This is a genomic window from Noviherbaspirillum aridicola, assembly GCF_019656455.1.
Taxonomy (GTDB): Bacteria; Pseudomonadota; Gammaproteobacteria; order Burkholderiales; family Burkholderiaceae_D; genus Noviherbaspirillum; species Noviherbaspirillum aridicola.
In genome coordinates this window covers 31,291-55,928 of sequence record NZ_BPMK01000002.1, presented here as the reverse complement: position 1 = coordinate 55,928, position 24,638 = coordinate 31,291, and the positions used below count along the sequence as shown (strand labels likewise).

Sequence of the window (24,638 nt, the reverse complement as noted above, 5' to 3'; positions counted from 1 at the left end):
GAATAACTATAGAAGTATTCGCCACCCTCCAAGGAAAGACCATGCCCAAGTCCACTTTTGCCGGCCATCCATTGCATCCCATGCTGATCGTCGCGCCGGCCGCCCTGATTCCCTTCGGCTTCGTGATGGATGCCATGTACCGGCGCAGCGGCGACGAGTCCTACGCGGACGCCGCCTATTACAGCCTGGTGGGAGGGCTGGTCGGGGGCGTGGCGGCCGCCACGTCCGGCCTGATGGACTACCTGACCATATCGCCCGAGACCGAAGTCAAGCGCACGGCCAACGTGCACGCCTCGCTCAACGGCGCCGCCATGGCGCTCACCCTGCTCAATGTGTTCCAGCGCCGCGCTGACCGGCGCGCCGGCTCGCTGATGCTGTCGGCGGCAGCGGCCGCCGGGGTGCTCGTGTCCGGCTGGTTCGGCGGCAGGATGGTGTACGACCAGGGCATGCGGGTGAGCGGCGTCGATCCGACCGCCGGCGCGCCCGAGCTTGCGCCGCCCGCCGACGAGCTGCTGGAAACCGCGATGCTGCGCGAGGAGAAGCTGGCGCCTTCCGCCGGCCCCGTTCTGCACTGAACGGGGAGCGCCCTCATGGCCCACCCCCTCACGAGGCACGCCGGCGTGCTTGCCCTGGCCTTGCTCGCGGCCTGCTCGCGGGATGAACCCGCACCCCCTCCGCCGGCGGCTTCGGCACCCGCGCCTGCGGCCGCACCGGCGCCGGCGCCGGTGACCGGCAGCGGCGTCGAACTGCCCAGCTTCGTCAACCTGGTCCGTCAGCAGGGGCCGACCGTGGTGAACATCAGCGCCACGCGGCATGCGAGCGCCGCGCCCGGGCTGCGCAGCGGCGATCCGCTGTTCGAGTTCTTCCGCCGCTTCGGCGGGCAGCCCGACGTGGGCGAGGCGCCCGCGGCCAGCCTCGGCTCGGGCTTCATCATCAGCAACGACGGCTACATCCTCACCAATGCGCACGTGGTCGCCGACACCGATGCGGTATCGGTGAAACTGACCAACAAGCGCGAGTACAAGGCGAAGGTCATCGGCGCCGATCCGTACACCGATGTCGCGCTGCTGAAGATCGACGCGCGCGACCTGCCCACCGTCAGGATCAGCAACCCGGTACGCATCGAGCCGGGCGAATGGGTGGCCGCCATCGGCGCGCCCTTCGGCTTCGAGAACAGCGTGACCGTGGGCGTGGTCAGCGCCAAGGGACGGCTGCTGCCCAACGGCAGCTACGTGCCCTTCATCCAGACCGACGTCGCGGTCAACCCGGGCAACTCGGGCGGACCGCTGTTCAGCACGCGCGGCGAGGTGGTGGGCATCAATTCCCAGATCTACAGCCAGACCGGCGGCTACATGGGCATCTCGTTCGCCATACCGATCGACATCGCGATGGACATCGGCCAGCAGTTGCGCGAGAGCGGCCGGGTGATACGCGGACGCATCGGGGTACAGCTGCAGGAGCTGACCTTCGACCTCGCCACCGCGGCCGGGCTCAAGGAGCCGCGCGGCGCGCTGGTGGCCGCGGTGCAGCGCGGCGGACCCGCGGACGATGCCGGCATCCGCCCCGGCGACGTGGTGCTGAGCTACGACGGCAAGCCGGTCGAGATGACCGCCGACCTTGCGCGCCTGGTCGGCGGCACGCGGCCCGGCAGTACGGTCAAGGCGGAGGTCTGGCGCGAGGGCAAGATGATCGCCGCCGATATCAAGGTGGCGGCGCTGGATCGCTGACCGGCGTGGCCGGCCTGCCGGGCATGCTGGTGGCCGCGCCGCGCAATCTCGCGCTGGCGGTGGCGCTGTGCGCGCTGATCGCCTTCGTCAGGCCGGTACTCGAACACAGCGTGTATCTCGGCCGCCTGCTCGCGCTACCGCCGCCGAAAGACTTGCCGCAGCCGCTCGGCTCGCCGCGCGCGCGCATGCACGACAGCTGGCATGCATCCCGCAGCGGAGGACGACGTCACGAGGGCGTGGACATCTTCGCGCCGCGAGGAACGCCGGTCAGATCGACGACGGAGGGTCTGATACTTCGCCGCGGCAGCAACCGGCTCGGCGGCAAGGTGGTGTGGGTGCTCGGTCCGGGCGGCCATCGCCACTACTACGCCCATCTCGATGCCTACGCTCATGTCCGCAGCGGCGAGCGCATCCAGCCGGGCGCCGTGCTCGGCTATGTCGGCGACAGCGGCAACGCAAAGGGAACGCCGCCGCATCTTCACTACGGCATCTACACGCCGTCAGGCCCGATCAATCCATATCCGTTGCTGGCCGCGGGGCGCGTAAACGACGCGCGCTCCCCGCGGCCGGGCGGCAAGCCCTGATCGGCCTGCCGCCTTCATCGCGCTGGCACGCTTCAGGAAGCGGTGGCCGCCGCCCCCGTGGTCGCCCCCGTGGTGGTGCCGGTCGCGGCGCCGCTGCCCGAACCCGCACCGGTGGTGCCGGTATCGGTGCCTGCGGTCCCCGTGCCGGTGGTGCCGGTACCCGTGGCGCCGGTGCCAGTGCCTGTAGCGCCAGTACCCGTACCCGTGGTGCCGGTGCCCGCACCTGTGGTGCCGGTGCCTGCGCCCGTGCTGCCCGTTCCGGTGGTGTCCGTACCGGTCCCGGGGGCGCCTGTTCCGGTCGTGCCCGTACCGGCGCCGGTGCTGCCGGTGCCCGTGCCGCCGGTGCCCGTGCCGTTCGCACCCGCCGCCGCGCCAACGCGATCGCGCAGCGTGGTCGCTTCCTGCAGATGCGCGGTCAGCACCGGCAAGGTTTGCGCCGCGAATGCGCGCAAGGCTTCATCCGGCTCGTTCTGCGCACGGTCGGTGAACAGCGCGACATCCTTCTCGTGCACGGCCACATTGCTCGACATGTAAGCGGCGTCGAAGGCGGGGCCCGTCAGCGGCGCAAGCTGCATGAATGCGAGCGCCGTTTCGGCCGACGGCTCCACCGGCAGGAAGCGGTCGCGCTCATCCGCCAGAGCGGCGACGACGGTATTGGCCCGCGTATGGTCGTCGATCATGGATTGCGCGAACTGCCGCACTTCGGGATCCGTAGCGCGCTGCACCGCCAGCGTGGAGAGCAGGATCTCGCCCAGGCCGTCCGTCCATGCACCGAGCAACAGATCGGTCGGCAGCGCCTGGTAGATCCGGGTCGCGGTCGCGAGGTGCTCCTCGAGATGCGGCAGGGAACGCGCGGCCAGCGCCTGCACATCCGCATCGCCCGCGCCCGAGGCCTGTACCCGCGTCTGCTGCACGCTCAGCGCATGCACGATCACGTTGTGGTTCATGTAGGCCTTGTCGAAGACCGCGCCTTCGAGTTCTTCCAGCTCCTCGGCTGCGCTGCGGTTTTCGGCGGTCACCGTGGTCGGCGGCGTAATGCCCTTGGCCTGCATGACCTGGGCGACTTCCGTGTTGAGACGGGTGTGCTCGTCGATCAGCATCTGCGCGTAGGTGCGCACTTCCGCGTTCTGCGCGCGCTGCAGCGCGATCCTCGACAGCTCGATCTCGGCAAGACCGTCGCGATAGGCATTGATCAGCCATGCCGACGGATTGATCTCGCCATTGATTTCCTTCGCCATGCCGAGATGCTGCGACAGAACGGTCTTCATCTTGACGAGGTAGGCAGCGAGAGCAAGATCGACGTCGCTGCCAGCCGCTCCGCCCGAGGTGCCGGTCGTATCGCCGGTCGTGCCCGAAGAGGTCGTGCCTGTGCCGGTGGTGCCTGTACCCGTGGTGCCTGTACCGGTCGCACCTGTACCGGTCGCACCTGTGCCGGTAGTGCCTGTGCCGGTAGTGCCTGTGCCGGTAGTGCCTGTGCCGGTAGTGCCTGTGCCGGTAGTGCCCGTGCCGGTAGTGCCCGATCCGGTAGTGCCTGTACCAGTAGCGCCCGAGCCGGTAGCGCCGGTGCCAGTCGTTCCTGTACCAGTAGCACCCGTGCCAGTAGTACCCGTGCCAGTAGTACCCGTGCCAGTAGTACCCGTGCCGGTAGTACCCGTGCCTGTAGCACCCGTGCCGGTAGTACCCGTGCCTGTAGCGCCCGTGCCGGTAGCGCCCGTGCCGGTAGTACCGGTGCCGGAAGCATCCGTACCGGTGCCTGTGCCGGTCGTACCCGTGCCAGTCGTCCCCGTACCCGTGCCGGTGGTCCCGGTGCCCGTGCCGGCAGCCCCGCTACCCGTGCCGCTTGCGCCCGTGCCCGAGGCGTCCGTGCCGGATCCGCTGGTGCCCGTGCCGGTGGTGCCCGTACCCGTGCCGGTGGTGCCGGACCCGGTGCCGGACCCGGTGCCGATGGTGCCCGTCGCCACGCCGTTCAATCCATCCTGCTGACCGGCCGCCACGAGCATCGAGACGTGCTGATTGACTTCGGTGTTGTGCATCGCCACGTTGTAGTCCATGTAGGCGCGGTCGAACTCGCTGCCGGACAGGGCCTGCAACTGTGCATACCTGGTCTGGTGATCGGAGCCGGCGTCGCTCGACAGACTGACGCCGCGCTCGGAGGCCAGCGCCTGGATCTCCGCGTTGGCGCGGGTATGGTGGTCGATCATCAATTGCGCGAACTGGCGCACTCTCGGCGACGAGGCGCGTTCGAGCGCGAGGCGGGAGAGCAGAATTTCGCCGGTTCCTTCCTGGAATTCGCTGCGCAGGAAATCCGCGGCCGGCAATGCCGCCGAGCCCTGCTGATCCGCATCGGCCGCCGCACCCGTGGTACCGGTGCCGCCGCTGGCGCTGCCGCTGCCGCTTCCCGCGCCGGTGTTGTTCGCTGCGACATCATCGTCTCCGCCGCCACCACCACCGCACGCTGCGAGCATCGCAGCGGAAATAACCGCAATCATTTTTTTCATGTCAGATCTCCAGAGGTCATATATAAAGCGACGCATGCCTGATAACGAGTGCGTCGCGCGAGCCGTGCGGCACGGACAAACGACAGCCCCGTGCCAGAGGGACTTGTACGACAGTGCCGTGCCGCCGAGTTCCCGCAACACGAACGGCGCATGGTCTGGAACAGACTCCATTGCGCGCCTGCAGCTTCAATTGACGCGATGCATTGCGCTACGTAACACGTAGCGCATTAAAACTTTCCTGCGCCGTCAAGCGCGAAAGAAGGTGTCATCAATTGATACAAACGCCAGGTGAACTTCAATCCCTGGATGCCTCTAACGAACTCCGGCGCATGCCCATCACGCATCGACAGGCGCGGGCAATACCTTTCATCACACACTCATTTACCCAGTTCATCCCAGGAGGCATTCGATGAAAAAACTACTGATCGCAGCACTCATTTCCGCACTCGGCAGCACCGGTGTGGCCATCGCCCAGTCATCGTCCTCGGGCGGCACCGGAAGCAGCGGAAGCAGCAGCGGCTCGACTGGCATGACAGGTTCGTCCGGCTCCAGCGGCTCCTCCGGTTCTTCCGCATCGGACACCGATACCGACAAGAAGAAAAAGAAGAGCTCGGGCAGCTCGGGTTCTTCCGGCAGTTCCGGTTCGTCGGGCAGCGGCGCCTCCGGCAGCTCGGGCGCGGGCTCGATGGGCAGCGGTTCATCCGGCAGCTCCGGTTCCTCCGGCTCGATGGGCAGTGGCTCGTCCGGCAGCTCCGGCTCCTCCGGCTCGATGGGCAGCGGTTCGTCCGGCAGCTCCGGCTCCTCCGGCTCGATGGGCAGCGGTTCGTCCGGCAGCTCCAGCTCCACCCCGATGGGCGGCAGCTCGGGTAGCAGCTCGTCGGATACCTCCGGCGCCTCGGGCAGCAGCGGTTCGTCCAGCGGCTCCCTCGGCGGCTCCTCGGGCGGCTCCGGCAGCACCTCGGGCTCGGGCGGCTCCTCAGGTGGTTCTTCGGGTGGTTCCTCCGGCGGTTCTTCGGGTGGTTCTTCGGGCGGATCGTCCGGCGGCTCCTCGGGCGGATCGGGCGGTGGTTCGGGCGGCTCCGGCGGCTCGGGCGGCAGCGGCAAGTAATACTTCCCGCAGCATCTGAAGCAAGCACACCCGGCGCGCTGCACAGGCAGTGCGCCGGGTGTGCGCGCGTCCGCGTCAGGCTGTCCGGCATCAGCCGCGATGCGATCCCATGGCAACGCATGCAGCGATGCATTCGCCGCGCCTGATGGCGTAGCGGGCTCGGGATCGACCGTTGCAGCCCCCGGCCTGCGGCGCCCCTATGATCGTTCTCCGGACCTGTCTCTCCGCCCTCGCACGGCACGCTTTTTGCACAACCGCGTCATCGTCATCGGCTTTTCGACTGGAGGAATGATCATGAGAACCACGCTCGCGGCACTGACCGCCGCCACCGCGCTTGCGCTTGCCACTTCGGCGTTCGCGCAAACGCCAACCAACAGCACGTCCGGCATCAGCGCCGGCACCATGGGTTCGGGAAGCTCGGTCGAACCCGGACGCACCGGATCGGGTTCGTCGTCGTCGGGATCCGGCGCCAGCGGCGCCTCCTCATCAGGCAGCGCGGGTGCAACGGGCAGCAGCGGCGCCACCAACTGCCCGCCGGAGCGGACCGGGAACGGTGGAGCAGGCCAGGCCGGCGCCGGCAGGGCCGACTGCCCGACCTCCGGCAGCGCCGGTGCAGGCGGCGGCAGCTCGGCGAGCGGCACCGAGCGCTCGTCGGGTGCCATGGGCAGCGTCCCGCCCTCTCAGAGCGGTTCGAATCCGACCACGGGCGGCGTCGGCCGCATGGGCAGCGGCTCGACCGGCGCACCGGCGGGGCCGGGCTCCAACGCGGGTCCGACGGTCGGCATCGGCCGCTGACGGCGGCAAGGTCCACGCACCGGAGGGCCGGAGCAGGCCTGCACCAGGTCCCGGCCCGCCGGCAGCAGACGCGGGGCATTGCGGCTATCATCTTGCCGCATGAGACCCTCCCATCCCGGCAGCGCCATCGTCATGATCGTTGCCGCCGCCCTGCTGTTCTCCCTGATGGATGCCGGCACCAAGTATCTCGGCGGCCTGCTGTCGGTGGTGATCATCCTGTGGTGCCGCTACACTATCCAAAGCGCGATCATGGCCGCCGCGGTATGGGCCAGACGCGGTGCGCGCGGCTTCGTCACGCTGCATCCGCGCTTTCAGCTGCTGCGCGGCCTGATGCTGGTGCTGCTGTCGGTGCTGACCTTCTTCAGCCTGCGCCACATGCCGCTGGCGGAATTCACCGCCATCATCATGCTGTCTCCCGTCCTGCTCACCGCGGTTTCGAGCCGGCTGTCGCGCCTGCCTCTCGGCCGGTTGCGGTGGGCGCTGCTGCTCGGCGGCTTCGCCGGCACGCTGATCGTGATCCGGCCCGGCGGCGCGCTGTTCAACGCGGCGGCCATCCTGCCGCTGCTGGCGACGCTGGTCGCCACCGCCTACAACCTGCTCTCGAGCCATCTCGCCGTGCTGGAGCATCCGCATACGACGCAGTTCTACACCGGCGCGATCGGCATGCTACTGCTCGCGCCGCTGGTCGCGCTGCAGGCGGGCAGCCTGCCTTCCGTGTTCGCCGCCCTCGGCGTCGCGGAACTGCTGTTGCTGCTCGCGGTGGGCCTGCTCGGCACCGCCGGCCACCTGCTGCTGGTCATGGCATTCAGGCGGGCGCGCGCGCCGGCGCTGATGCCCTTCACCTATAGCCAGATCGTATTCGCGGCCGCGCTCGGCTTCGCATTGTTCGGTCACATTCCGGACGGCTGGGCCTGGACCGGCATGCTGCTGATCGCACTGTGCAGCTGCGCATCCGCCTGGCTCGACATGCGCCCGCGCAGGGTGCGCAACAACAAGGACAAAGAATGAACAAAGCCTGGCTCATGCTCGCGCTCGCCATCACCGCGGAAGTCATCGCCACCACCTCGCTCAAGGCATCGGCGGGTTTTACCCGTCCTCTGCCGTCGGTGCTCACGGTCTGCGGATATGCCGCGTCGTTCTGGCTGCTCGCGCAGATTCTCAAGACCCTCGAAGTCGGCATCGTCTATGCCGTATGGAGCGGCGTCGGCCTGGCGGCGGTGGCACTGATCGGGGTGTTCCTGTACGGCGAAAGCGTGTCGCTGCTCAAGGCACTGGGACTGCTGGCCATCCTGGTCGGCGTCGTGCTGCTCAATCTCGCGGCCTAGCGTCCGAGTTCCCCGGCAGCGGGCCGCGCGCGACATGCCGAAGTCGCGCAAGTTCCCTGAGAACAGATGGACAAAAGTGCAGCTTTTCCCAAGGAACAATTCTTTCTGGAACCGACTCCGACCCGGACCATAAAAAACGGCCAAGGAGTCTTGTCCATGAAGCATGCAAAGCAGCCCATCCTCCTCACCGCGCTCCTGGTCGGCGGCGCCATTACCGGCCTTGCCGCCTGCGGCGGCGGCGGTGGCGGGGGCGGAAGCGCGTCCGAGGCCAGCGCGTCGACCGCGGTCGGCAACAGCGCGAGCACGACGAGCAATGCGCCGGCCGCCAGCGAGACGCCCTACGCCGCGCCGCCGGCCCAGCCCTCGCTGGCGCTGCCGGTGCTCAGCCTGCCGGCCGCACCCGCGAGCGGCGCGGTACTCGCGCTCGAATGCGGCCGCACCTATCGCGGCACCCTCGACCTGCGCGGCAAAGCCAATGTGACGGTAAGGACTGCCGGCGATTGCGGCAAGGCGACGATCAGCCCCGGACGGGAGATCACCGGCTGGACCCGCCACCAGGGCAATATCTGGTCGGCGCCGGTCGACTTCGCCGCCGCGCAGCTGAGCGTGGGCGGCCAGCCGCAGCGTCTCGCCCACTGGCCGAGCCGAGCGCAGGGCTGGGCGCGCGCGGAGTCCTCGAGCGCCGGCAGCCTGCGCTATGCCATGCCGTCCTCCGACCTCGTGGGCGCGCGCTTGCTGTTCCGTCCCTATGAATGGGCGATGGAAGCGCGCACCATCACCGGCTATGCCAACGGCACGATGGCCCTCGCCTCGACGGGGGACGCCAACTACGACGGCTACGCGCTGGAGGGACAACCGGACTTCTACGTCGAAGGCAAGCTGTGGATGCTGGACGAAGCCGGCGAGTGGGCACAGAGCGGCGACAGGCTGTATGTGTGGACGGCCGATGGCCAGTCGCCCGAGGGACGCGCGTGGGCGTCGCCGGACGCGCACGGCATCAACGCCGCCAACTCCTCCTCCGTGCGCATCGAGGGCGTGTCCATCTTCGGCGCGACCGACGGCATCCACGCGCGGGACGCCGGCGGCCTGCAGGTGCGTGACGTCGACATCGCCAACAGCGCGGGCAACGGCATCATGAATTCCGGCGGCAGCGGGCTGCGGGTTGAGGGCGGCAGCATACGCAATTCGCGGCACGATGCCATCGCGGTCAAGTGGGGCGGCGGCGGCGAGCACATCAGCAGGGTGCGTATCGATGCCGCCGGCTCGCTCGGCATGCCGGTCAATGCGCACGCGGCCATCAATCTCACCGCGGGCAATGGCGCGACAGTCTCCGGCAATACCGTCACCAACGCCGGCTACATCGGCATCCGCACTTTCCGCGACTCCGTCGTGACCGGCAACGTGGTGGACGGCGCCTGCCTGATGCTGACCGATTGCGGCGGCATCTTCAATTCCGCGCGCGACGGCCTGCCGCTGAACGCCCGCATCGAGAACAACACGATCCGCCGGGTCGGCGTCGGCCAGCGGCTGGCGTGGGCAGTCTATCTCGGCGACGGCGCCAATGGCGTGACCGTCAGCGGCAATACCATCGCCGGCAACGGCAACGGCATGCTCCTGTTCGACGGCCACGACGTCACCGTGCGCGGCAACGATTTCTCGGCGAGCAGCCAAGCGCACATCCAGATGGCGGAAACCGCCGCCGGCCGGGTACGCCGCAACAGCGTCACGCAAAACAGCTTCAGCTCGCGCAACGGCGAAGAGACCTATCGCCTGAGCAGCGATGCGGGAACCGCATCGGTGGCGCAGTTCGCGACGATGGACGCGAATCAGTACCGCAGCGCCTCGTCCATCTTCGCCAACTACAACGGCGAGCCGCTTGGATACGCGCAATGGAAGCAGCGCACGGGACAGGACGGTTCGTCCAGCTACGCCGCGCCCTGAGTCGCGTGGCGGCGTGACTGGGGCGGCGGCCGGACGGGAACCGCCAGCCGATGGAACCGCGATGCGGCGGCATGCACATATCGGTTTTCCATCGCCCACTGCGCAGCCATGTCCCGAATCGGATCGCCGTCACCCTCCCATCATCCGCCGCCGCATGCCGGCCCCTCCAGTTCCCGGGGGGGCGCCGGCGAGGCAGCCTCGTCCTCGCAGGGAAGACCGGTACAGGAGATACGCGCAGACCTCGACGCCGCCGCCGCGGAACTCGCCGACATGTACCGCAGACATGGCGCGCAGTCCCAGCGGGGAACGCGCAGTCCGGCGCAGGCCGAACTGCCCGAATCCGCACTGCACGTTCGCGCGACGCGGCAAGGAACCCATGCGACGGTGTCCTTCAGGGATGGCCAGTCGGGCAGAAAGCTCTACTGGTCGCTGAATGGCGATTCTCCCGCCATTCCCGCCATCTCGGCGGCGGCATCCAGGCATACGGCGCTGCAGGCGGAGCTGAGTGCGGCGCTCGCCTCTGCACGGCGTGGCGGGCAGCCGCCCGCGCCGGGTGAGAGAGAGCGGCCGCGCTGGCTGGAGAAGCTCCCCGCGGGCGCGACCCTGGAGCGGGAGCGGTTCTGCGTCCGGCATAAACTCGTTTCACACGCTGAATTCACCAGGCTCATGAAGACGCGTGATGTGCGTGATGAACTGGTGTGCGAGGGTGACTACGAGGTTCCGGACATGGTGAGGCTGACCGAAAAGGGGGCGACCTTCAATATCAACGATTGCACCGCCGTGATCCTCACCAATGGCGAAAAGGGATCGCTGGGTCATTTCATTCCCCAGGGTGACAACCTGTCCTCGGATGCCATCCGCATCGCGATAGAAGAAGACGTCCGGGCGCTGTCCGCGGATGGCCGCCCGGTATCGGCGCTGATCGTCGGCGGAGAGGCCGATAATCAAGACAGCAGAACCATCTACGAAAGGGTCAGGGCCGCCACGCTATCGGCCGGAGCAAGGGCAGTGTCCGAGGTATGGGGTAGAAAAGAGCCGATCGACACCGACAGCAACGATTCCAACGCAGACTGTGAAAGTGCGCCCCGGATAAGGTCGTTCTTCGATGCCGCCAGGAGGACCAATTATCTTGCGGTCGACGCGTACGATGACATCAATTCCCTCAAGGGCGTCTCATACTGGTACGAGAACTTTCACATCGCGTCTCCCGACGTATGGGAGGCACAGGGAAGAATCTATACGGCGGATGAAGCGAACGCCGCGGCGGCCGCGTACAAGTCGCGTTTCGAACCCGGCAGGATCGTCCCCGAGGTCGAACTCAATCAGGCCTCCAGTCGGAATTCCACAACCGGCGACTGACCGCCGCCACGCTACTCCTTGAACCACACCATCTGGTGGGTCGTCGCCAGCAGCCTGCCGTCGTCCGCCCACACCCTGCCTTCCTGGTCGTGATAGCCACCCTGGAAGGCGTTGGCGCGCGCCTGCGCGAAACCGAGCATGCAGGGCCGCGCCAGCAGGTCGGCGGCGCCGGCATGGAAGTAGACGCTGAGCGTCACCGTCGCGATCGGCGTCGGCTGCCCGCGGCGGACGAAGATGCGCGGAATGAAGGCATCGCACCAGGCGACGATGGCGGCGGCATCGACCGGGCGCGGTGGCACATCGGCTATCCAGCACTGGGTCTGGCTGCTCTCGCCACCCGCGAACGGATGGGAATCCGCGTAGCGGATGTCATACCGCTCGAGGAAGGGCAAGGGCCGCGGAGGATCGTAGCGCGGCAGCCCCTCCGGCCCTGCATGGCGCGGCAGGGCGGTTTCGACTTCGCTCCAGGTGGGGCGGCGCAGCGCGAAGACGGCGCTGGCGGTGACCGCCGGCTCGGGATCGTCGCCCTGGTGCAGCTGCGCCAGCCAGTGCTGGGTGGTGCGGCCGGTGCGCACCGCCTGCGCGCGCACGCGAAACGGACCCGGCTTGATCGCGCCGGCGAAATTGACGGTGAGTGAGATCGGTTCGCCGATGCGCTGCGGATGACGCAGCATCGCCTGCAGCATGGTCGCCGCCGTGATGCCGCCGAAGGGCGAGATGGCGTTCCAGTAATCGGCCGACGTATGGCCGGCGAGTTCGTGCGAAGGATCGCCCTCGAGAACGAGGGCGAGATCGAAAGGATGGGTGCTCATCAGGATGTCGGGAGTTGTCGCGTCCGACATCATAACGGCAGGCGGCCGCCCGCGCCGCGCGCGGCCGCGGACGGGGTCAGACGCCGGCGCGCTGGAAGTCGGGCGTCAGCACCACCGCCGATCCGGCTTGCGCCGGGTCGGCCACGAGGGCTGCCTTGTCGGGGGACACGGTCTTGCTGCGCACGCGGCGGCCGAACGCAGTCAGGAAGGCCGCGTAGCCGTCGGCGCCCGGACGGATGCCGGCGCGTGCGGCTTTCTGCACGCCGATTTCCAGCGTGTCGCCGAGATCATAGGCGAGGTCGCCCAATTCCCATGCCGATTGGTCGCGGTGTATCAGCTTAGGTTGCATCATGATTTTCCAAAGTCGAACGAGAGAGAAGACAGGTGCAGCGTCGGTGCTGCGCGAACGCTCACTTTAGCTGTGACGGGTCGAGCCCTTCAAGGGTTCCCTCAAGGAAAATTTTTTCCTGTCACGGATGCACAACAGGCTTGCAAAAACACCAGCCGCGCACGCTTCTCACGCAGCCTCGCACGGCTGCGGTGTTGTCGTTTTGATCGATCTCGCGCGGCGTGTCGGCGCATCGCGAACCGGATGGGCGGCTGCTAAACGACCTGGCGCAGGCGGTCACGGTCGTGCTCGACGGGGACGCAGACGATGCGGTTCCGTCCCGCGGCCTTGGCCTTGTACAACGCGACATCCGCGCGCTTGAGCACGACTTCGGGCGTGTCGTTCGCGGTGTACTGCGACACGCCGATGCTCAGCGTGACCCCGCGCAGGAAATCGTCCTGCCTGGTCGTCGTTTCCACCTCGCTCTTCAGGCGCGTTGCAACGAGCATCGCGCGCTTCAGATCGGTTTCGGGCATCAGAACCGCGAACTCGTCGCCGCCCATTCGCGCCAGGCAATCGGTCTCCCTCAGCGCCGACAGCGCCCTGCGCGCAAACGCGACCAGCGCGCGATCGCCCGCATCGTGACCGAGGGTGTCATTGATCGGCTTGAAATTGTCGAAATCGATCAGCATCAGTGCGAGCGGCCGCCCGGTTCTGAGCGCGCGCGCCATTTCACGGCGCGAGGTCTCGAAGAACGCGCGCCGCGACCAGGCTTCGGTCAGGAAATCGCGGTTGGCGGCCTCCTCGGCCATGGCCACGATGCGCCGGTGCACCAGCAGCAGGCCGCCGAATACCAGGCCGGGAAGCGCGAAGCAGAATGCCGACAGAAAGGCCACGCTCCACAGGTTGGGCTCGAGCAGCGAGGTCGGCGCGTCCGGCGCGGCCCAAAGCCAGGCGACGCGCGCGAGGTGGCCGGCGGCGATGAGCCCGCACACGGCCAGGACGAAGAGCTTGGTGTAATAAGGCTTGCGCCACTCCCGCCGCGCCTGAAGCAGCGTGGTGGCAATCCCGGCGCAGACGCCGGCCTGAAACAGCGCCACCAGGGCGCTGCGCGCAAGGTGGGAATCGACCAGGTAATGGAAGTAGGCGATGCCGGCGGTGAAAAAGGCGACGGCGATGGCGACCGCGGAGGCGCAGGGCTTGCGGCCGAACAGGAGCCGATAGCCGATGAACGCCGCGCCCGTCGCCGCCGCGTAGACGCCGTTGGCCAGTTCATAGGCAAGAAGCGGCGGGAGGTGCCGACCAAACGCATACAGCAGGTTGGCCGCCACCCCGAGGGCCGCGGAGGCAATCAGTTCCCTCGTCCCGGGCACCCGGCTCGACTTCACCGACAGAAGAACGAGCACTGTCAGAAAACAAAGCAGGGACGAAAGGAGAAATATCTCGGTCGTGAGAAGCATGCTGCTGTGGACGCCATGGATGTATTTGCAGCGCACATGCCGGCAGACGATGGAAAAGGACGTATGCCCGGGCGCGCCGCAGGCCCCCCCGTCCGAGGAAAAAGATCGGGGAGGGCTTCGCTGAAGCTGGCAAATCCGCCAATTATAAGCACATTATGGCGCGTTTTATTAGATTTGTTGATTTCATTAAGGAATGATGCTATTAAGCTACACACGGCCGCACGGGGGGACTCCTTCCGGGCGAAACAGTCCGGAAATAATCAGAAAGGCAGTTCAGCGTCGGATGGCCCACATCAGTGAAGCGGTAGACAGGATCGCAGGTCAGCTGGGTCTGACCGCGGACGAAATCGACAAGCGCAAGCGGTTCCTCGAGTTCAGCGAACAGGACATCGCCCTGCTGCGCGACCTGCGCTCCCTGCTGGGCGAGCAGAAGGACGGCTTTTCAACCGCCTTCTATGAGCATCTGTTCAACTTTCCGGAATTGCAGACGCTGCTGCCCGACCCCACTACCATCGGGCGCCTGAGACAATCCCAGGCCGCGTATTTCGACCGGCTCACCGCCGGCGACTACGGTCCGGCGTATGTGCACGACCGGCTGCGCGTGGGGGTGGTGCACCAGAAGATCGGGCTGGGTCCGAAGTGGTATATCGGCGCCTACCGCAAGTACCTGTCGGAGATCATGCGGCGCCTGTGGCCGCTGCTGTCCGCGCGGCCGGACCGCTTCCTCGACACCTGCGATGCGGTGCTGAAGATCGTCTGCCTCGACATGGTGCTGGCGCTGGACACGTATTTCGCCGCCGACCAGCAGCTGGTGCTCCAGCAGCGCGATTATCTCGAGCAGATCATCGCCGGCATGCCGGCGGGACTGGTGGTCGTCGACTCCGCGGGGCTGATCCGGTCCGTGAACGCGACCATGCTCGCCGTGCTTGAACTGGACGATGATGCGCATGTGAGGGGCCGGCCGATCGGCGAGCTGGTCCCGGATCCCGGACTCCTGTCCGGCATCGCCGCGGTGAAGGACAATGCCGGGCCGGTGGACAACCTGCTGGTGACGCTGGGCTGCCCGGACTGCGCCGAGCGCAAGCTCGAGGTCAACATCCGCCTCACCGCGCAGGGCGGCGAAAACCTGCTGCTGCTCATCGCCACGGACGTGACTCCGCGACTGCGGGCGGCGATGCGGCTGCGCGAGAGCGAGGAGCATTTCCGGCTGATCTTCACCCAGGCCGGACTGGGCATCGCCTACAGCTCGGCAAGCGGCAAGCTGATGCGGGTCAATCCCAAGCTGTGCGAGATTCTCGGCTACCCGGAAAGCGAACTGCTGTCGCGCCGCTTCCATGATTTCACGTACCACGAGGACCTGGAGTCGTCGGCCGCGCTCGCCGCACGGCTCGTGTCGGGCGAGATCAGGGAATTCAACAAGGAAAAGCGTTACGTGCACAAGGACGGGCATCCTGTGTGGGTCAACGTCACGGTGTCCGCCATCGTCGATTCGGAGGGCAAGAACCGCTACCTGGCCGTGATCGAGGACATCAGCGCGCGCAAGCAGGCCGAGGAAGACCTCGTGCGGGTGGCGAACTTCGACCGGCTCACCCGGCTCCCCAACCGCAATCTGATGCAGGAGAAGCTGGCGGCGGCGATCGTCCGCGCCGAAGACACCGGCCGCAGGACGGCGGTGGTGCTCATCGATCTCGACCGCTTCCGGAAGATCAACGACAGCCTCGGCCATGACATCGGCGACCAGGTCCTGCTGGAAGTGGCGAGAAGGCTGACCGACATGCTGCCCGGGTCCGCCGCCCTCGGCCGCCTCGGCGAAGACGAGTTCGTGATCATCGCGGAGTTCGACAGCCGGGAAGAGGTGGACGCGCTCGTCTCGCGGATCATCGACGGGCTGCGGGCGCCGCTTCATCTGCCCGCATGCGAAGTCTTCCCGTCGGTGAGCGTCGGCGTCAGCCTCTATCCGGACGACGGGCGGGACAGCGGCAGCCTGCTCAAGAACGCCGACACCGCGATGCACCGGGCCAAGCAGGCGGGCGGCGGCATCCACCGCTACTACACGGCGGACATGAACGCGCGCGCGCTGGATAACCTGAAACTGGAAGCCGCGCTGCGGCGCGCACTGGAGCGGGACGAGTTCGTCCTGCATTACCAGCCCCAGGTCTGCATGCCGTCCGGGCGGCTGGCCGGGGTGGAAGCGCTGATCCGCTGGCAGCCGGCGGGACAGCGCATGGTGTCGCCCGCCGAATTCATACCCATCGCCGAAGACACCGGCCTCATCGCCCCGATCGGCGCCTGGATACTCCGCGCGGCATGCAGGCAGTATCAGTCCTGGCTCGCGGCCGGACTCGATGTCGCACGCATCCACGTCAACCTGTCGGCGAGACAGTTTCGGCAGCACGACCTGGTGAGCCAGGTGCGGCAGGCATTGCAGGAGACCGGATGCCCGCCGGGCGCGCTCGGACTGGAGATCACCGAGAGCATGGTGATGGATAACCCGGACGGAGCGGTCCGCGTGATGCACGAACTGAGCGCGATGGGGATACATCTCGCCATCGACGACTTCGGCACCGGCTACTCCAGCCTGAGTTACCTCAAGCGTTTCCCGATCAACTGCCTGAAGATAGACCGCTCCTTCGTGCGCGACATCGCCGCCGACAACGACGACGCCATGATCGTCAGCGCGGTGGTCGCACTCGCCCGCAGCCTGAAGCTGGAGGTGGTCGCCGAGGGCGTGGAAGAGCGCGGGCAGGCGGAATTCCTGCGCGACCAGGGCTGCGGGATCATGCAGGGGTATTTTTTCAGCCGTCCCTTGCCGGCCGACCAACTGCGTTCATTTGTCGAAGAGGCGGCGAGCGCCTAGCACGCCGCCTCCATGCGGACGACGGCGATCAGAGCCGAAGCGATCGCCGCCCGGGTGTGGCCCGTGCGCTCAGAACTCTTCCCAGTCATCGTTGCCGCCTCGCTTGACGACCGCCAGCCGCGGCTTGCTTTCCGGGCGTGTTGCCGGCGCCTTCGCCGCGGTGCGCGTCTTCGGGCCGGCGGAAGCAGGTGCGGGAGCCGCGGCGCCTGCTTCCCTGGACAGCTTGAATACGCTTACCGCCTGCGCCAGCTTGCCGGCCTGATCCTGCAGTGACGCGGACGCGGCGGCTGCCTCTTCGACCAGCGCCGCGTTCTGCTGGGTCACCTGGTCCATCTGGGAAATCGCCTGATTGATCTGGTCGATGCCGGCGCTCTGCTCCTGCCCGGCGGCCATGATCTCGGCCATGATGTCGGTGACGCGCCGGATGCTTTCGACGATGTCGTCCATGGTCGTGCCGGCTTGATCGACCAGCTTGCCACCCGCTTCCACCTTCTCGACGGATTCGACGATCAGTCCCTTGATCTCCTTCGCCGCGGAGGCGGACCGTTGGGCCAGCGTCCGCACTTCGGACGCCACCACTGCAAAGCCTCTGCCCTGCTCCCCGGCGCGCGCCGCTTCCACCGCCGCGTTCAAGGCAAGGATATTGGTCTGGAATGCGATGCCGTCGATGACGGTGATGATGTCGGCGATCTTCTTCGACGATTCATTGATCGCTCCCATGGTTGTCACCACTTCGCCCATCACCGCGCCGCCCTTGCTCGCTACTTCGGAGGCGGACACAGCCAGCGCATTCGCCTGGCGCGCGTTATCGGCGCTTTGCTTGACCGTGCTCGTCATCTCTTCCATGGAGGATGCGGTTTCCTCCAGCGAGCTGGCCTGCTCCTCGGTGCGCGAGGACAGGTCGAGATTGCCGGATGCGATCTGTGAGGATGCGGTGGCAATCGTATCGGTGCCGGTGCGTACCTCGCCGACTATCCTGACCAAGCTGTCGTTCATCTCGCGCAGCGCCTTGAGCAGCTGGCCGGTCTCCTCGGTGGTGGTGACCTCGATGCGGCTCGTCAGGTCTCCGCTCGCCACCGTTTGCGCGACCCTGACCGCCTCCCTGATCGGCGCCGTGATGCTGGCGGTGATGAGCGCGGCGACCACCAGCGCAACGATTACCGCGGCAATCGCGACCGCGAGCATGATCAGCCCGGCGCGCGACACGGCGCGTTCGCCCTTGTCCACCGCCTGCACGGCGACGTCCTGGTTCAGCCTGACGATCTTGAGCAGTGTCTCCTCGGCCTTGCCGAACAGGGGAACCGACGCGTCATACTGTGCAAAGAAGCGGGAGAAAAGCTCTTTCTGCGTTTCCTCGCTCGCGCTTTTTTCGAGACCCTCGATGATGGCGGCAATGCCGGCGTCGGCGCGCTTCCATGCTTCCCACTCGGCGACGAACTGCTTCCACAAGACCGCTTCCTCCGGGGTCTGCGGCAGGGGCTCGTACATCTTCCAGCCCGCATCCGCATTCGCCCAGGCCTTCTTCCGGGCGGCGAGGACTTCCCCGAACTGTTTCGCGGCGTTGTAATTATTCTCATAAAGCGCCGTGGAGAGATTGGCGGCCTTCACCGCCGTCTGCGCTTCGCTCAGCGTCAGCAGTCCGTCGACGGAGGGCAGCCTGACGCGACCGATCTCCACCATCTCGCTTCCGACAATGCGGATGCCGAGATATCCGGATACACCCAGGGCACCCATCCCCAGCAGCAAGGCACAGACCAATACAAAAAGTTTGCTTCTGATACTCAGGTTCTTAAACATCTTCGTAAGGTTCTGGTTAGAAAACAGGCAGTCGCTTCGACAACGCAACCACCTGGCTTCGCTGTCAGCGTTTGTCCTACAACCATGTTAATAACATGGTTATTCGCACCATTTTAGCGCCCATGCTCTGCCGGGAATAGCCGTGCGGCAAAGGCGGGCGTAACCCGGCGTTCAGCATTCATACCTTTCCGTACAGGGGAGTTGTGCCAGTCCGCTCCGTCGAGAATACGGGGGGTCGGCGAGGACGGGCAGCACGCCTGCTGCCCAAAGCGGGCTTGTTCCGTGGCGCGCTACATCCGCATCCACATCGCGACCGCCGTCAGCAGCAGGCAGGCGCACACCGCATTGAACAGCGCGAACAGCGCATTGCGCCCGAGGCTGATCTGGTAGAGGCCGGTGCCGGCGTAGCGGCTCGCGGTCAGCGAGAGCACCGAGTACGGCGTCAGGCTGGCCGACAGGCCCCAGCCGGAGAGGATGGCGAGGATGTGCAGCATCGGCGGCAGGTCGAGCACCTGCGGGGTAATCGTGGAGGCGAGGAAGACCGCGGTCAGCACCGGATGGATGCCGGTGAGCGCCGCCCCCATCACCGCCGCCAGCAGAAAGGCGATGCCGAACAGCGGCATGCCGTGCACCGCCTCGCCGATGCGCGCCACCCACGACGCGGGGAAGGCATCGCCGAGGATGCTGCCGGCGCAGCCGGCGCCGAGGAAAAGCAGCGCTTCGCTGGCGAGGTTGGGATACAGCCGCAGGTCTTCGACGAGGCGGCGCACGCCGTCCGGCACGCGGCGGCCGCGTTCGGCCATGGCGATGTTGAGCAGCAGCGCGACGCAGGGACCAAGCAGGACGATCGACGCGGTGGTGCTGATATGCGCGCGCGATCCGGTCAGCAGCACCAGGCCGAGAAAGGCGAGCATCAGCAGCGCCAGCGGCACCGCCGCCCGCGCAAAACCGGGCGGAACGGCTTCGCCCGGCGGCTCCGGCGGGGCGCCGCGCTGCCGCAGCCGGTGCAGCAGCATCCCGACCGGCAGCGTGAGCTGCGCCATCAGCACGCCGATCGGGAAAACCTCGATCCAGCGCAGCGTCGGATACAGCGCCAGCAGGATGGCCATGTTGCCGAACATCGGACTCCAGTAGCTGGCGGCGGTGAAACCGCGGGTGACCGCGACGACGGCGGCCGTCTTGCGTTCGCCGGCCGGCTCGTTCTGGGGCGCGGCCATGATGAGCATGATATTGGCGCCGGCCATGCCCAGCATGGCGGCAAACACCTGGCCGGCGACGGTGAAGGCCGCGTACCGTCGCCCGCCCGGCTGCGCGCGCAACGCCTGCCCGATCACGTGAACCGACGGATTGCGTAGCGCGCAGCGCGCCAGCAGCATGACGCTGCCCATCAGCCCCAGCAGCAGGCCCGATATGAAAACGCCGCGCTGCAGCGCGGCCAGCGGCGAGCGGGCCAGCGGCAGCAGCGCCACCGCGATCACCAGCAGGATCAGCGAGGTATTGCGCAGGTTGGCGGGGATCTGGCGGAACTGGCTCACCACCAGCACGGCGATGGCGGCGATGATCACGATGAACAGGCCGGGCGGTCCGCCGAAGGCGCGCCACAGCGTGGCGCCGATGATCACGAGCACCGAGACGATGGCGGCCAGCCGCGCCGGGGCGCCTGCCGCGCGTTCTTTCTGCATGAATTGGGCTTAGGGGTTGGGCTGCCGCTACTATAGCCGGAAGGCGGCTGCGGTGCTGCCCTGCCGCAAGACGCCGCTTGCGTTAATATCGTCGCTCTTGCCAGCGCCGCGATCGCGGCCTGCACCCTGGAAAGGATGGACCGTGAGAAGCGCCCTCGACTCGAGCAGCGGTATTGAAAGCAATGCAGCCGTCATCCTGGAGAGCATCACGGACGCGTTCTACGCGCTCGACCATGATTGGGCGTTCACCTATGTCAACCGCCAGGCCGAGGTTCTGCTCGGCCGCCCCCGCGGCGATCTGCTCGGGAAAAACATCTGGCAGGAGTACCGGCCGCTGATCGGCAGCGAGTTCGAATCTCTGTACCACAAGGTGGCCGGCGAGCGGCTGGCGGGAAGCATCACGGCCTGGTATCCCGACCACCAGCGCTACTATGAGGTGCACGCCTATCCTTCGGCGCTCGGCATCTCGGTCTATTTCCGCAATGTGACCGAAAACCTGCTGTCCCAGCAGCGCCTGCGCGAAAGCGAGTCGCGTTTCCGCCAGATGGCCGACGCGATTCCGCAGATCGTCTGGATCGTCGGCCCCGGCGGCAAGGCGGAATTCTTCAACCGCCAGTGGTACACCTATACCGGCGCCGAGCCGATGGAGACGACCCCGGCAGAAGTCGCCGCCGGCTTCGTCCATCCGGAGGACCAGGCGCCGACGATGGAAGCCTGGGAAGCGGCGGGACGGGCCGGCCGCGTGTTCAGCGTCGAGCACCGCATCCGCTCCGCCTCCGGCGAGTATCGCTGGTTCCTGGTACGCGCGGAACCGGAGCGCGACCCGCGCAGCGGCGCGATCGTGCGCTGGTTCGGCACCTCCACCGACGTGCACGACCGCAAGCTGGCGGAAGCCGCGCTGCGCAGGAGCGAGGCGCGATATCGCTCGCTGTTCGCCTCCATCGACGAAGGCTTCTGCATCCTGGAGATGATCTTCGACGAGCAAGGGCGGCCGTGCGACTACCGCTTCCTCGAAACCAATCCGGTGTTCGAACGGCAGACCGGACTGCACGATGCGGTCGGCAGGCGCGCGCGCGAACTCGTGCCCGGGCTTGAGCAGCACTGGATCGACATGTACGGCCGGGTGGCGCTGACCGGGGAACCGAACCGATTCGAGAGCGAATCCGAGGCCATGGGCCGCTGGTTCGACGTCTATGCCTTCCGTGTCGACGAGCCGGAGGACCGGCACGTGGCCCTGCTGTTCACCGATGTCACCCAGCGCCGGCGCGCGCAGCAGAACCTGCAGACGGACGCGCGGCGCAAGGATGAATTTCTGGCGATGCTGGCGCATGAACTGCGCAATCCGCTGGCGCCGATCTCGGCGGCGGCCGACCTGCTGGCGACCGGCAGCATCGGTCCCGATCGCCTGCCCGGCATCACCGCGGTGATCGCGCGCCAGGCGAATCACATGACCGGGCTGCTCGAGGACCTGCTCGATGTGTCGCGCGTCACGCGCGGCCTGGTGACGCTGGAAAAGAAGCCGGTCGATCTGAAGACAGCCGTTACGGAGGCGGTCGAACAGGTGCGTCCGCTGATCGAGGAAAAATCGCACCAGCTTGAACTGCGCCTGCCGCCGCAGCCCGCCTTCGTCCCGGGCGACCGCAAGCGGCTGGTGCAGGTGCTGGCCAATCTGCTGGGCAACGCGGCCCGCTACACGCCCGCCGGCAGCGGCCGCATCACGCTCGCCATGGAAGTCAGGGACAGCAGCATCGTCATGACCGTGCGGGACAACGGCATCGGCATGACACCGGATCTGATCGGCCGCGCCTTCGAGCTGTTCGCCCAGGGCGAGCGCAGCGTGGACCGCTCGCAGGGCGGGCTGGGCATCGGCCTGGCCCTGGTGCGCACGCTGGTGCACCTGCACGACGGCAGCATCGCGATCGAGAGCGACGGGCCGGGCCTCGGCACCTGCCTGACCGTAACCCTGCCGCTGCTGGCCAGGCAGGCGGATGACCAGCCGTTCGCGAAGGCGGAAGCCGGCACGGGCGGCGGGTCGCTGCGCATTCTGGTCATCGACGACAATGCCGATGCGGCGCAGCTGCTGGCGATGTTCCTGCAGCAGTGCGGGCACCGTGTCTATATCGGCCACCACGCGCGGGATGCGCTGGCGCTGGCGCCGGAAGTGCTGCCCGAGGTTTTCCTGCTTGACATCGGCCTGCCCGACATCGACGGCAACGAACTGGTGCGGCGGCTGCGCGCGATGCCCGAACTGGCTCACAGTGTCTTCGTCGCGCTCACCGGCTACGGGCAGCCGCAGGATCGCGAAGCGTCGCTGGCCGCCGGCTTCCACCGGCATCTCGTCAAGCCGGTCGACAGCGTCGCGCTGGCCGCCTGGCTGGCCGGTCTGCCCACCGCCGCGCGCGTCGTCTGAATCAGTCCTTCCGGCCCGGCGCCAGGTAGCAGTACAGTCCTTCCAGCGGCCGCCCCTGGTCGATGCGCACCGGCGCACGGAAAATACGCTCGACGCGCAAGCCGCAGTCCACGGCGCGGCTGCGAATGTAATCTTCCGAATGCGCATAGCGCAGGCTGGGCAGAAGCTGCAGCGCCTCGCCCCCGGCGGCGAGTTCGGCGGTGAACGCGAACAGGCCGTCATCGGCCAGCGTCCCGCGCACCGCCTCGAACACCGGCTGGAGTTCGCCGACATAGATGAAGACGTCGGCGGCGGCGATCAGGTCGGCCGTCTCCCGCTCGGCCCGCAGGAAGTCCACGATGTCCGCGTGCGACAGCGTCCGATAGGCGCCGGTGGCGCGCGCCTGTTCCAGCATCGCCGCCGACAGGTCGACACCGTCCACCTGCGCGGCGACCCGCTGCAGAAGCGGACCGCACAGTCCGGTGCCGCAGCCGAGATCGAGCGCGCGCCGGAAGCGCCGGCCCTGCTCGGCCAGCGGCAGCAGCAGCCGCTCGTAACCCTGATATCGCAACCCGCCCAGCACATGATCCTGGAACTCCGGCGCGTAGTCGTCGAACAGGGCTTCCACGTAGCGGCGGGGCGGTGCAGGCAGCGCCTGTCCGGTCACCGAGGCAAGGTAGTAGCGGTTCAGCTCGGGGTCGGCGCCGCAGGCCAGCGCCTTTTCGAAGCTCGCCGCGGCTTCCGGCAGCCGCTGTAGATCGCGCAGCACGCCGCCGCGCGCGCTCCATGCATCGCCGAATGCGGGCTCGGTCGCCACCGCCCGATCGAATGCCTGCAATGCCGCCTGCCATTGCCCGGTCCGCATCAGGCACTGGCCGCGGCGGAACCACAGCTGCGCCTGCTGCGGCGCCAGGGCGAGGGAACGCGCCATGGCGTCGGCGGCTTCCTGCCAGCGGCCCGTCCGCTCGAGCGCGAGGCCGAGGCAGGTCCAGGCGTCGAGGAACTCGGGATCGGCCGCCGTCGCGCGCTGCAGCAGCGGCAGCGCCTGCGCGGTCTGGCCCAGGTGGTAGAGCGTGACGCCGAGATTGCCGAGGATCGAGGGACGGTCGGGCGCGAGCGCGAGCGCCGATTCGAAGCATGCGCGCGCCTGCTCCAGCCGTCCGCCTTCGAAATGCTCGATGCCCTTGATGAAGTGCAGCCTCGCCTGTTCCAGATCCGATGTCATGATTGCCTCCCCGATTCGGCAGGCACTCTAGCATGAATGAAGGCCGCGGGCCGCCCGCGCCCTCACGCCCGGCCGAAGAGATGCAGCGCGGCGTATTGCAGCGACATGATGGTCTTCGCGTCCATGATCTCGCCGTTCTCCATCATCCGGCATGCCTCGTCGAAGCTCAGCTCGAGCACCTCGATATCCTCGCCTTCCGATTCGACGCCGCCGCCGCCGTCCCTGCGCTTGTCCGGCTGGTACTCGGCGGTGAAGAAGAACACTTTTTCCTTCACCGACCCCGGGCTCATGTAGGCCTCGAAAGCCTTGCTGACCTGGGTCACGCAGTAGCCGGTTTCCTCTTCGATCTCATCGCGGATGCGATCGGCCGGTGCCTCGTTCTCCAGCATCCCGGCCGGCGTTTCGATCAGCATGCCGTCGTCGCGGCCGTCGAGATAGACAGGCATGCGGAACTGGCGCGTGAGGACAACCGTGCGCAGCTGGCGGTTGTAGAGCAGCACGGTCGCGCCGCCGCCGGTGTCGTACACCTCCCGGCTCTGACGCTGCCATTGCCCGTCCTGGCGGTGAAAGTCGAAGGTGTATTTCTTCAGCACATGCCAGTCGTCGGACAGGGTGTCGACATTGACGATCTTGATCAGCGGCCCGCGTGTGCGCATGGGGTGTCCATCCATGAAAGGGAAGCCGGCCACCGGGGTGGGTGGCCGGGAACGAGGGGCCGCGCCGCTTCGGCCTCGGCGGCGCAACCAAACAA

Annotated in this window: 19 protein-coding genes; 10 read left to right on the top strand and 9 right to left on the bottom strand. The window is 67.3% G+C overall.

Annotated features, from left to right (window positions below; translation table 11 throughout):
- The first annotated feature begins 41 nt into the window (after positions 1 to 41).
- From NCCP691_RS02120 to NCCP691_RS02110, 3 genes are read left to right on the top strand one after another with little or no spacing between them, the layout of a single operon-like run.
- A complete protein-coding gene (locus NCCP691_RS02120; RefSeq protein ID WP_220806595.1) occupies positions 42 to 575 on the top strand; it encodes a DUF2231 domain-containing protein in 534 nt (177 codons plus the stop codon).
- A 15-nt stretch (positions 576 to 590) separates the two neighbouring features.
- On the top strand, positions 591 to 1,727 hold the full coding sequence (locus tag NCCP691_RS02115; RefSeq protein WP_220806594.1) for a trypsin-like peptidase domain-containing protein: 1,137 nt from the start codon (positions 591 to 593) through the stop codon (positions 1,725 to 1,727).
- Positions 1,728 to 1,732: 5 nt separating this feature from the next.
- A complete protein-coding gene (locus NCCP691_RS02110) occupies positions 1,733 to 2,311 on the top strand; it encodes a M23 family metallopeptidase (RefSeq protein WP_238482275.1) in 579 nt (192 codons plus the stop codon).
- A 32-nt stretch (positions 2,312 to 2,343) separates the two neighbouring features.
- Here the strand turns inward: NCCP691_RS02110 and NCCP691_RS02105 are convergent, their stop codons facing one another.
- Together NCCP691_RS02105 and NCCP691_RS02100 are read right to left on the bottom strand one after the other, a co-directional pair.
- Entirely contained in the window at positions 2,344 to 4,809 is a 2,466-nt protein-coding gene (locus NCCP691_RS02105) for a DUF4142 domain-containing protein (protein WP_220806593.1), read from the bottom strand.
- 390 nt (positions 4,810 to 5,199) lie between these two features.
- Positions 5,200 to 5,913, bottom strand: coding sequence for a hypothetical protein (locus NCCP691_RS02100; protein WP_220806592.1), 714 nt, complete (start codon positions 5,911 to 5,913; stop codon positions 5,200 to 5,202).
- 298 nt (positions 5,914 to 6,211) lie between these two features.
- On the opposite strand from NCCP691_RS02100, the gene NCCP691_RS02095 reads away from it, so the two are divergent.
- From NCCP691_RS02095 to NCCP691_RS02075, 5 genes are all read left to right on the top strand, one after another.
- Positions 6,212 to 6,712, top strand: coding sequence for a hypothetical protein (locus NCCP691_RS02095; protein ID WP_220806591.1), 501 nt, complete (start codon positions 6,212 to 6,214; stop codon positions 6,710 to 6,712).
- Between the two features lie 99 nt (positions 6,713 to 6,811).
- The gene (locus NCCP691_RS02090; RefSeq protein ID WP_220806590.1) at positions 6,812 to 7,720 is read left to right on the top strand and encodes a DMT family transporter; all 909 of its coding nucleotides are present in this window, start codon (positions 6,812 to 6,814) and stop codon (positions 7,718 to 7,720) included.
- Entirely contained in the window at positions 7,717 to 8,037 is a 321-nt protein-coding gene (locus NCCP691_RS02085) for a DMT family transporter (protein ID WP_220806589.1), read from the top strand. The genes NCCP691_RS02090 and NCCP691_RS02085 overlap by 4 nt, the downstream gene beginning before the upstream one ends.
- Positions 8,038 to 8,193: 156 nt before the next feature.
- A complete protein-coding gene (locus NCCP691_RS02080) occupies positions 8,194 to 9,978 on the top strand; it encodes a right-handed parallel beta-helix repeat-containing protein (protein WP_220806588.1) in 1,785 nt (594 codons plus the stop codon).
- Positions 9,979 to 10,248: 270 nt separating this feature from the next.
- On the top strand, positions 10,249 to 11,337 hold the full coding sequence (locus NCCP691_RS02075; RefSeq protein WP_220806587.1) for a hypothetical protein: 1,089 nt from the start codon (positions 10,249 to 10,251) through the stop codon (positions 11,335 to 11,337).
- An 11-nt stretch (positions 11,338 to 11,348) separates the two neighbouring features.
- Here NCCP691_RS02075 and NCCP691_RS02070 read toward each other — a convergent pair whose 3' ends face one another.
- The 3 genes from NCCP691_RS02070 to NCCP691_RS02060 form a co-directional block, all read right to left on the bottom strand.
- Positions 11,349 to 12,149: an acyl-CoA thioesterase gene (locus NCCP691_RS02070; protein WP_220806586.1), complete on the bottom strand. Its 801-nt coding sequence runs from the start codon at positions 12,147 to 12,149 to the stop codon at positions 11,349 to 11,351.
- Between the two features lie 76 nt (positions 12,150 to 12,225).
- Positions 12,226 to 12,501 carry a hypothetical protein gene (locus NCCP691_RS02065; RefSeq protein ID WP_220806585.1) on the bottom strand — a complete coding sequence of 92 codons (276 nt, stop codon included), beginning with the start codon at positions 12,499 to 12,501 and terminating at the stop codon, positions 12,226 to 12,228.
- Between the two features lie 251 nt (positions 12,502 to 12,752).
- Entirely contained in the window at positions 12,753 to 13,937 is a 1,185-nt protein-coding gene (locus tag NCCP691_RS02060) for a GGDEF domain-containing protein (protein WP_220806584.1), read from the bottom strand.
- Positions 13,938 to 14,220: 283 nt separating this feature from the next.
- Between NCCP691_RS02060 and NCCP691_RS02055 the strand changes: the two genes are divergently transcribed.
- The gene (locus tag NCCP691_RS02055; RefSeq protein ID WP_220806583.1) at positions 14,221 to 16,794 is read left to right on the top strand and encodes an EAL domain-containing protein; all 2,574 of its coding nucleotides are present in this window, start codon (positions 14,221 to 14,223) and stop codon (positions 16,792 to 16,794) included.
- A gap of 69 nt (positions 16,795 to 16,863) precedes the next feature.
- Here NCCP691_RS02055 and NCCP691_RS02050 read toward each other — a convergent pair whose 3' ends face one another.
- Together NCCP691_RS02050 and NCCP691_RS02045 are read right to left on the bottom strand one after the other, a co-directional pair.
- Positions 16,864 to 18,591, bottom strand: coding sequence for a methyl-accepting chemotaxis protein (locus NCCP691_RS02050; protein WP_220806582.1), 1,728 nt, complete (start codon positions 18,589 to 18,591; stop codon positions 16,864 to 16,866).
- A 290-nt stretch (positions 18,592 to 18,881) separates the two neighbouring features.
- Positions 18,882 to 20,273, bottom strand: a complete 1,392-nt coding sequence (locus NCCP691_RS02045) for a hypothetical protein (protein WP_220806581.1) — start codon at positions 20,271 to 20,273, stop codon at positions 18,882 to 18,884.
- Between the two features lie 142 nt (positions 20,274 to 20,415).
- Between NCCP691_RS02045 and NCCP691_RS02040 the strand changes: the two genes are divergently transcribed.
- On the top strand, positions 20,416 to 22,683 hold the full coding sequence (locus tag NCCP691_RS02040) for a hybrid sensor histidine kinase/response regulator (protein ID WP_220806580.1): 2,268 nt from the start codon (positions 20,416 to 20,418) through the stop codon (positions 22,681 to 22,683).
- A gap of 1 nt (position 22,684) precedes the next feature.
- Here the strand turns inward: NCCP691_RS02040 and NCCP691_RS02035 are convergent, their stop codons facing one another.
- A complete protein-coding gene (locus NCCP691_RS02035; protein WP_220806579.1) occupies positions 22,685 to 23,887 on the bottom strand; it encodes a tetratricopeptide repeat protein in 1,203 nt (400 codons plus the stop codon).
- 62 nt (positions 23,888 to 23,949) lie between these two features.
- Positions 23,950 to 24,543 (bottom strand): NUDIX domain-containing protein, encoded by a 594-nt coding sequence (locus NCCP691_RS02030; protein WP_220806578.1) that lies wholly within the window; start codon positions 24,541 to 24,543, stop codon positions 23,950 to 23,952.
- Positions 24,544 to 24,638 lie beyond the last annotated feature (95 nt).

Excerpts from the sequence above, each read along its gene's own strand:
- NCCP691_RS02105 (WP_220806593.1), bottom strand. The coding sequence starts at position 4,809 with ATGAAAAAAATGATTGCGGTTATTTCCGCTGCGATGCTCGCAGCGTGC.
- NCCP691_RS02060 (WP_220806584.1), bottom strand. The coding sequence starts at position 13,937 with ATGCTTCTCACGACCGAGATATTTCTCCTTTCGTCCCTGCTTTGTTTT.
- NCCP691_RS02095 (WP_220806591.1), top strand. The coding sequence starts at position 6,212 with ATGAGAACCACGCTCGCGGCACTGACCGCCGCCACCGCGCTTGCGCTT.
- NCCP691_RS02035 (WP_220806579.1), bottom strand. The coding sequence starts at position 23,887 with ATGACATCGGATCTGGAACAGGCGAGGCTGCACTTCATCAAGGGCATC.
- NCCP691_RS02055 (WP_220806583.1), top strand. The coding sequence starts at position 14,221 with ATGGCCCACATCAGTGAAGCGGTAGACAGGATCGCAGGTCAGCTGGGT.
- NCCP691_RS02070 (WP_220806586.1), bottom strand. The coding sequence starts at position 12,149 with ATGAGCACCCATCCTTTCGATCTCGCCCTCGTTCTCGAGGGCGATCCT.
- NCCP691_RS02120 (WP_220806595.1), top strand. The coding sequence starts at position 42 with ATGCCCAAGTCCACTTTTGCCGGCCATCCATTGCATCCCATGCTGATC.
- NCCP691_RS02050 (WP_220806582.1), bottom strand. The coding sequence starts at position 18,591 with ATGTTTAAGAACCTGAGTATCAGAAGCAAACTTTTTGTATTGGTCTGT.
- NCCP691_RS02030 (WP_220806578.1), bottom strand. The coding sequence starts at position 24,543 with ATGCGCACACGCGGGCCGCTGATCAAGATCGTCAATGTCGACACCCTG.
- NCCP691_RS02090 (WP_220806590.1), top strand. The coding sequence starts at position 6,812 with ATGAGACCCTCCCATCCCGGCAGCGCCATCGTCATGATCGTTGCCGCC.
- NCCP691_RS02080 (WP_220806588.1), top strand. The coding sequence starts at position 8,194 with ATGAAGCATGCAAAGCAGCCCATCCTCCTCACCGCGCTCCTGGTCGGC.
- NCCP691_RS02085 (WP_220806589.1), top strand. The coding sequence starts at position 7,717 with ATGAACAAAGCCTGGCTCATGCTCGCGCTCGCCATCACCGCGGAAGTC.
- NCCP691_RS02065 (WP_220806585.1), bottom strand. The coding sequence starts at position 12,501 with ATGATGCAACCTAAGCTGATACACCGCGACCAATCGGCATGGGAATTG.
- NCCP691_RS02045 (WP_220806581.1), bottom strand. The coding sequence starts at position 20,273 with ATGCAGAAAGAACGCGCGGCAGGCGCCCCGGCGCGGCTGGCCGCCATC.
- NCCP691_RS02115 (WP_220806594.1), top strand. The coding sequence starts at position 591 with ATGGCCCACCCCCTCACGAGGCACGCCGGCGTGCTTGCCCTGGCCTTG.
- NCCP691_RS02075 (WP_220806587.1), top strand. The coding sequence starts at position 10,249 with ATGTACCGCAGACATGGCGCGCAGTCCCAGCGGGGAACGCGCAGTCCG.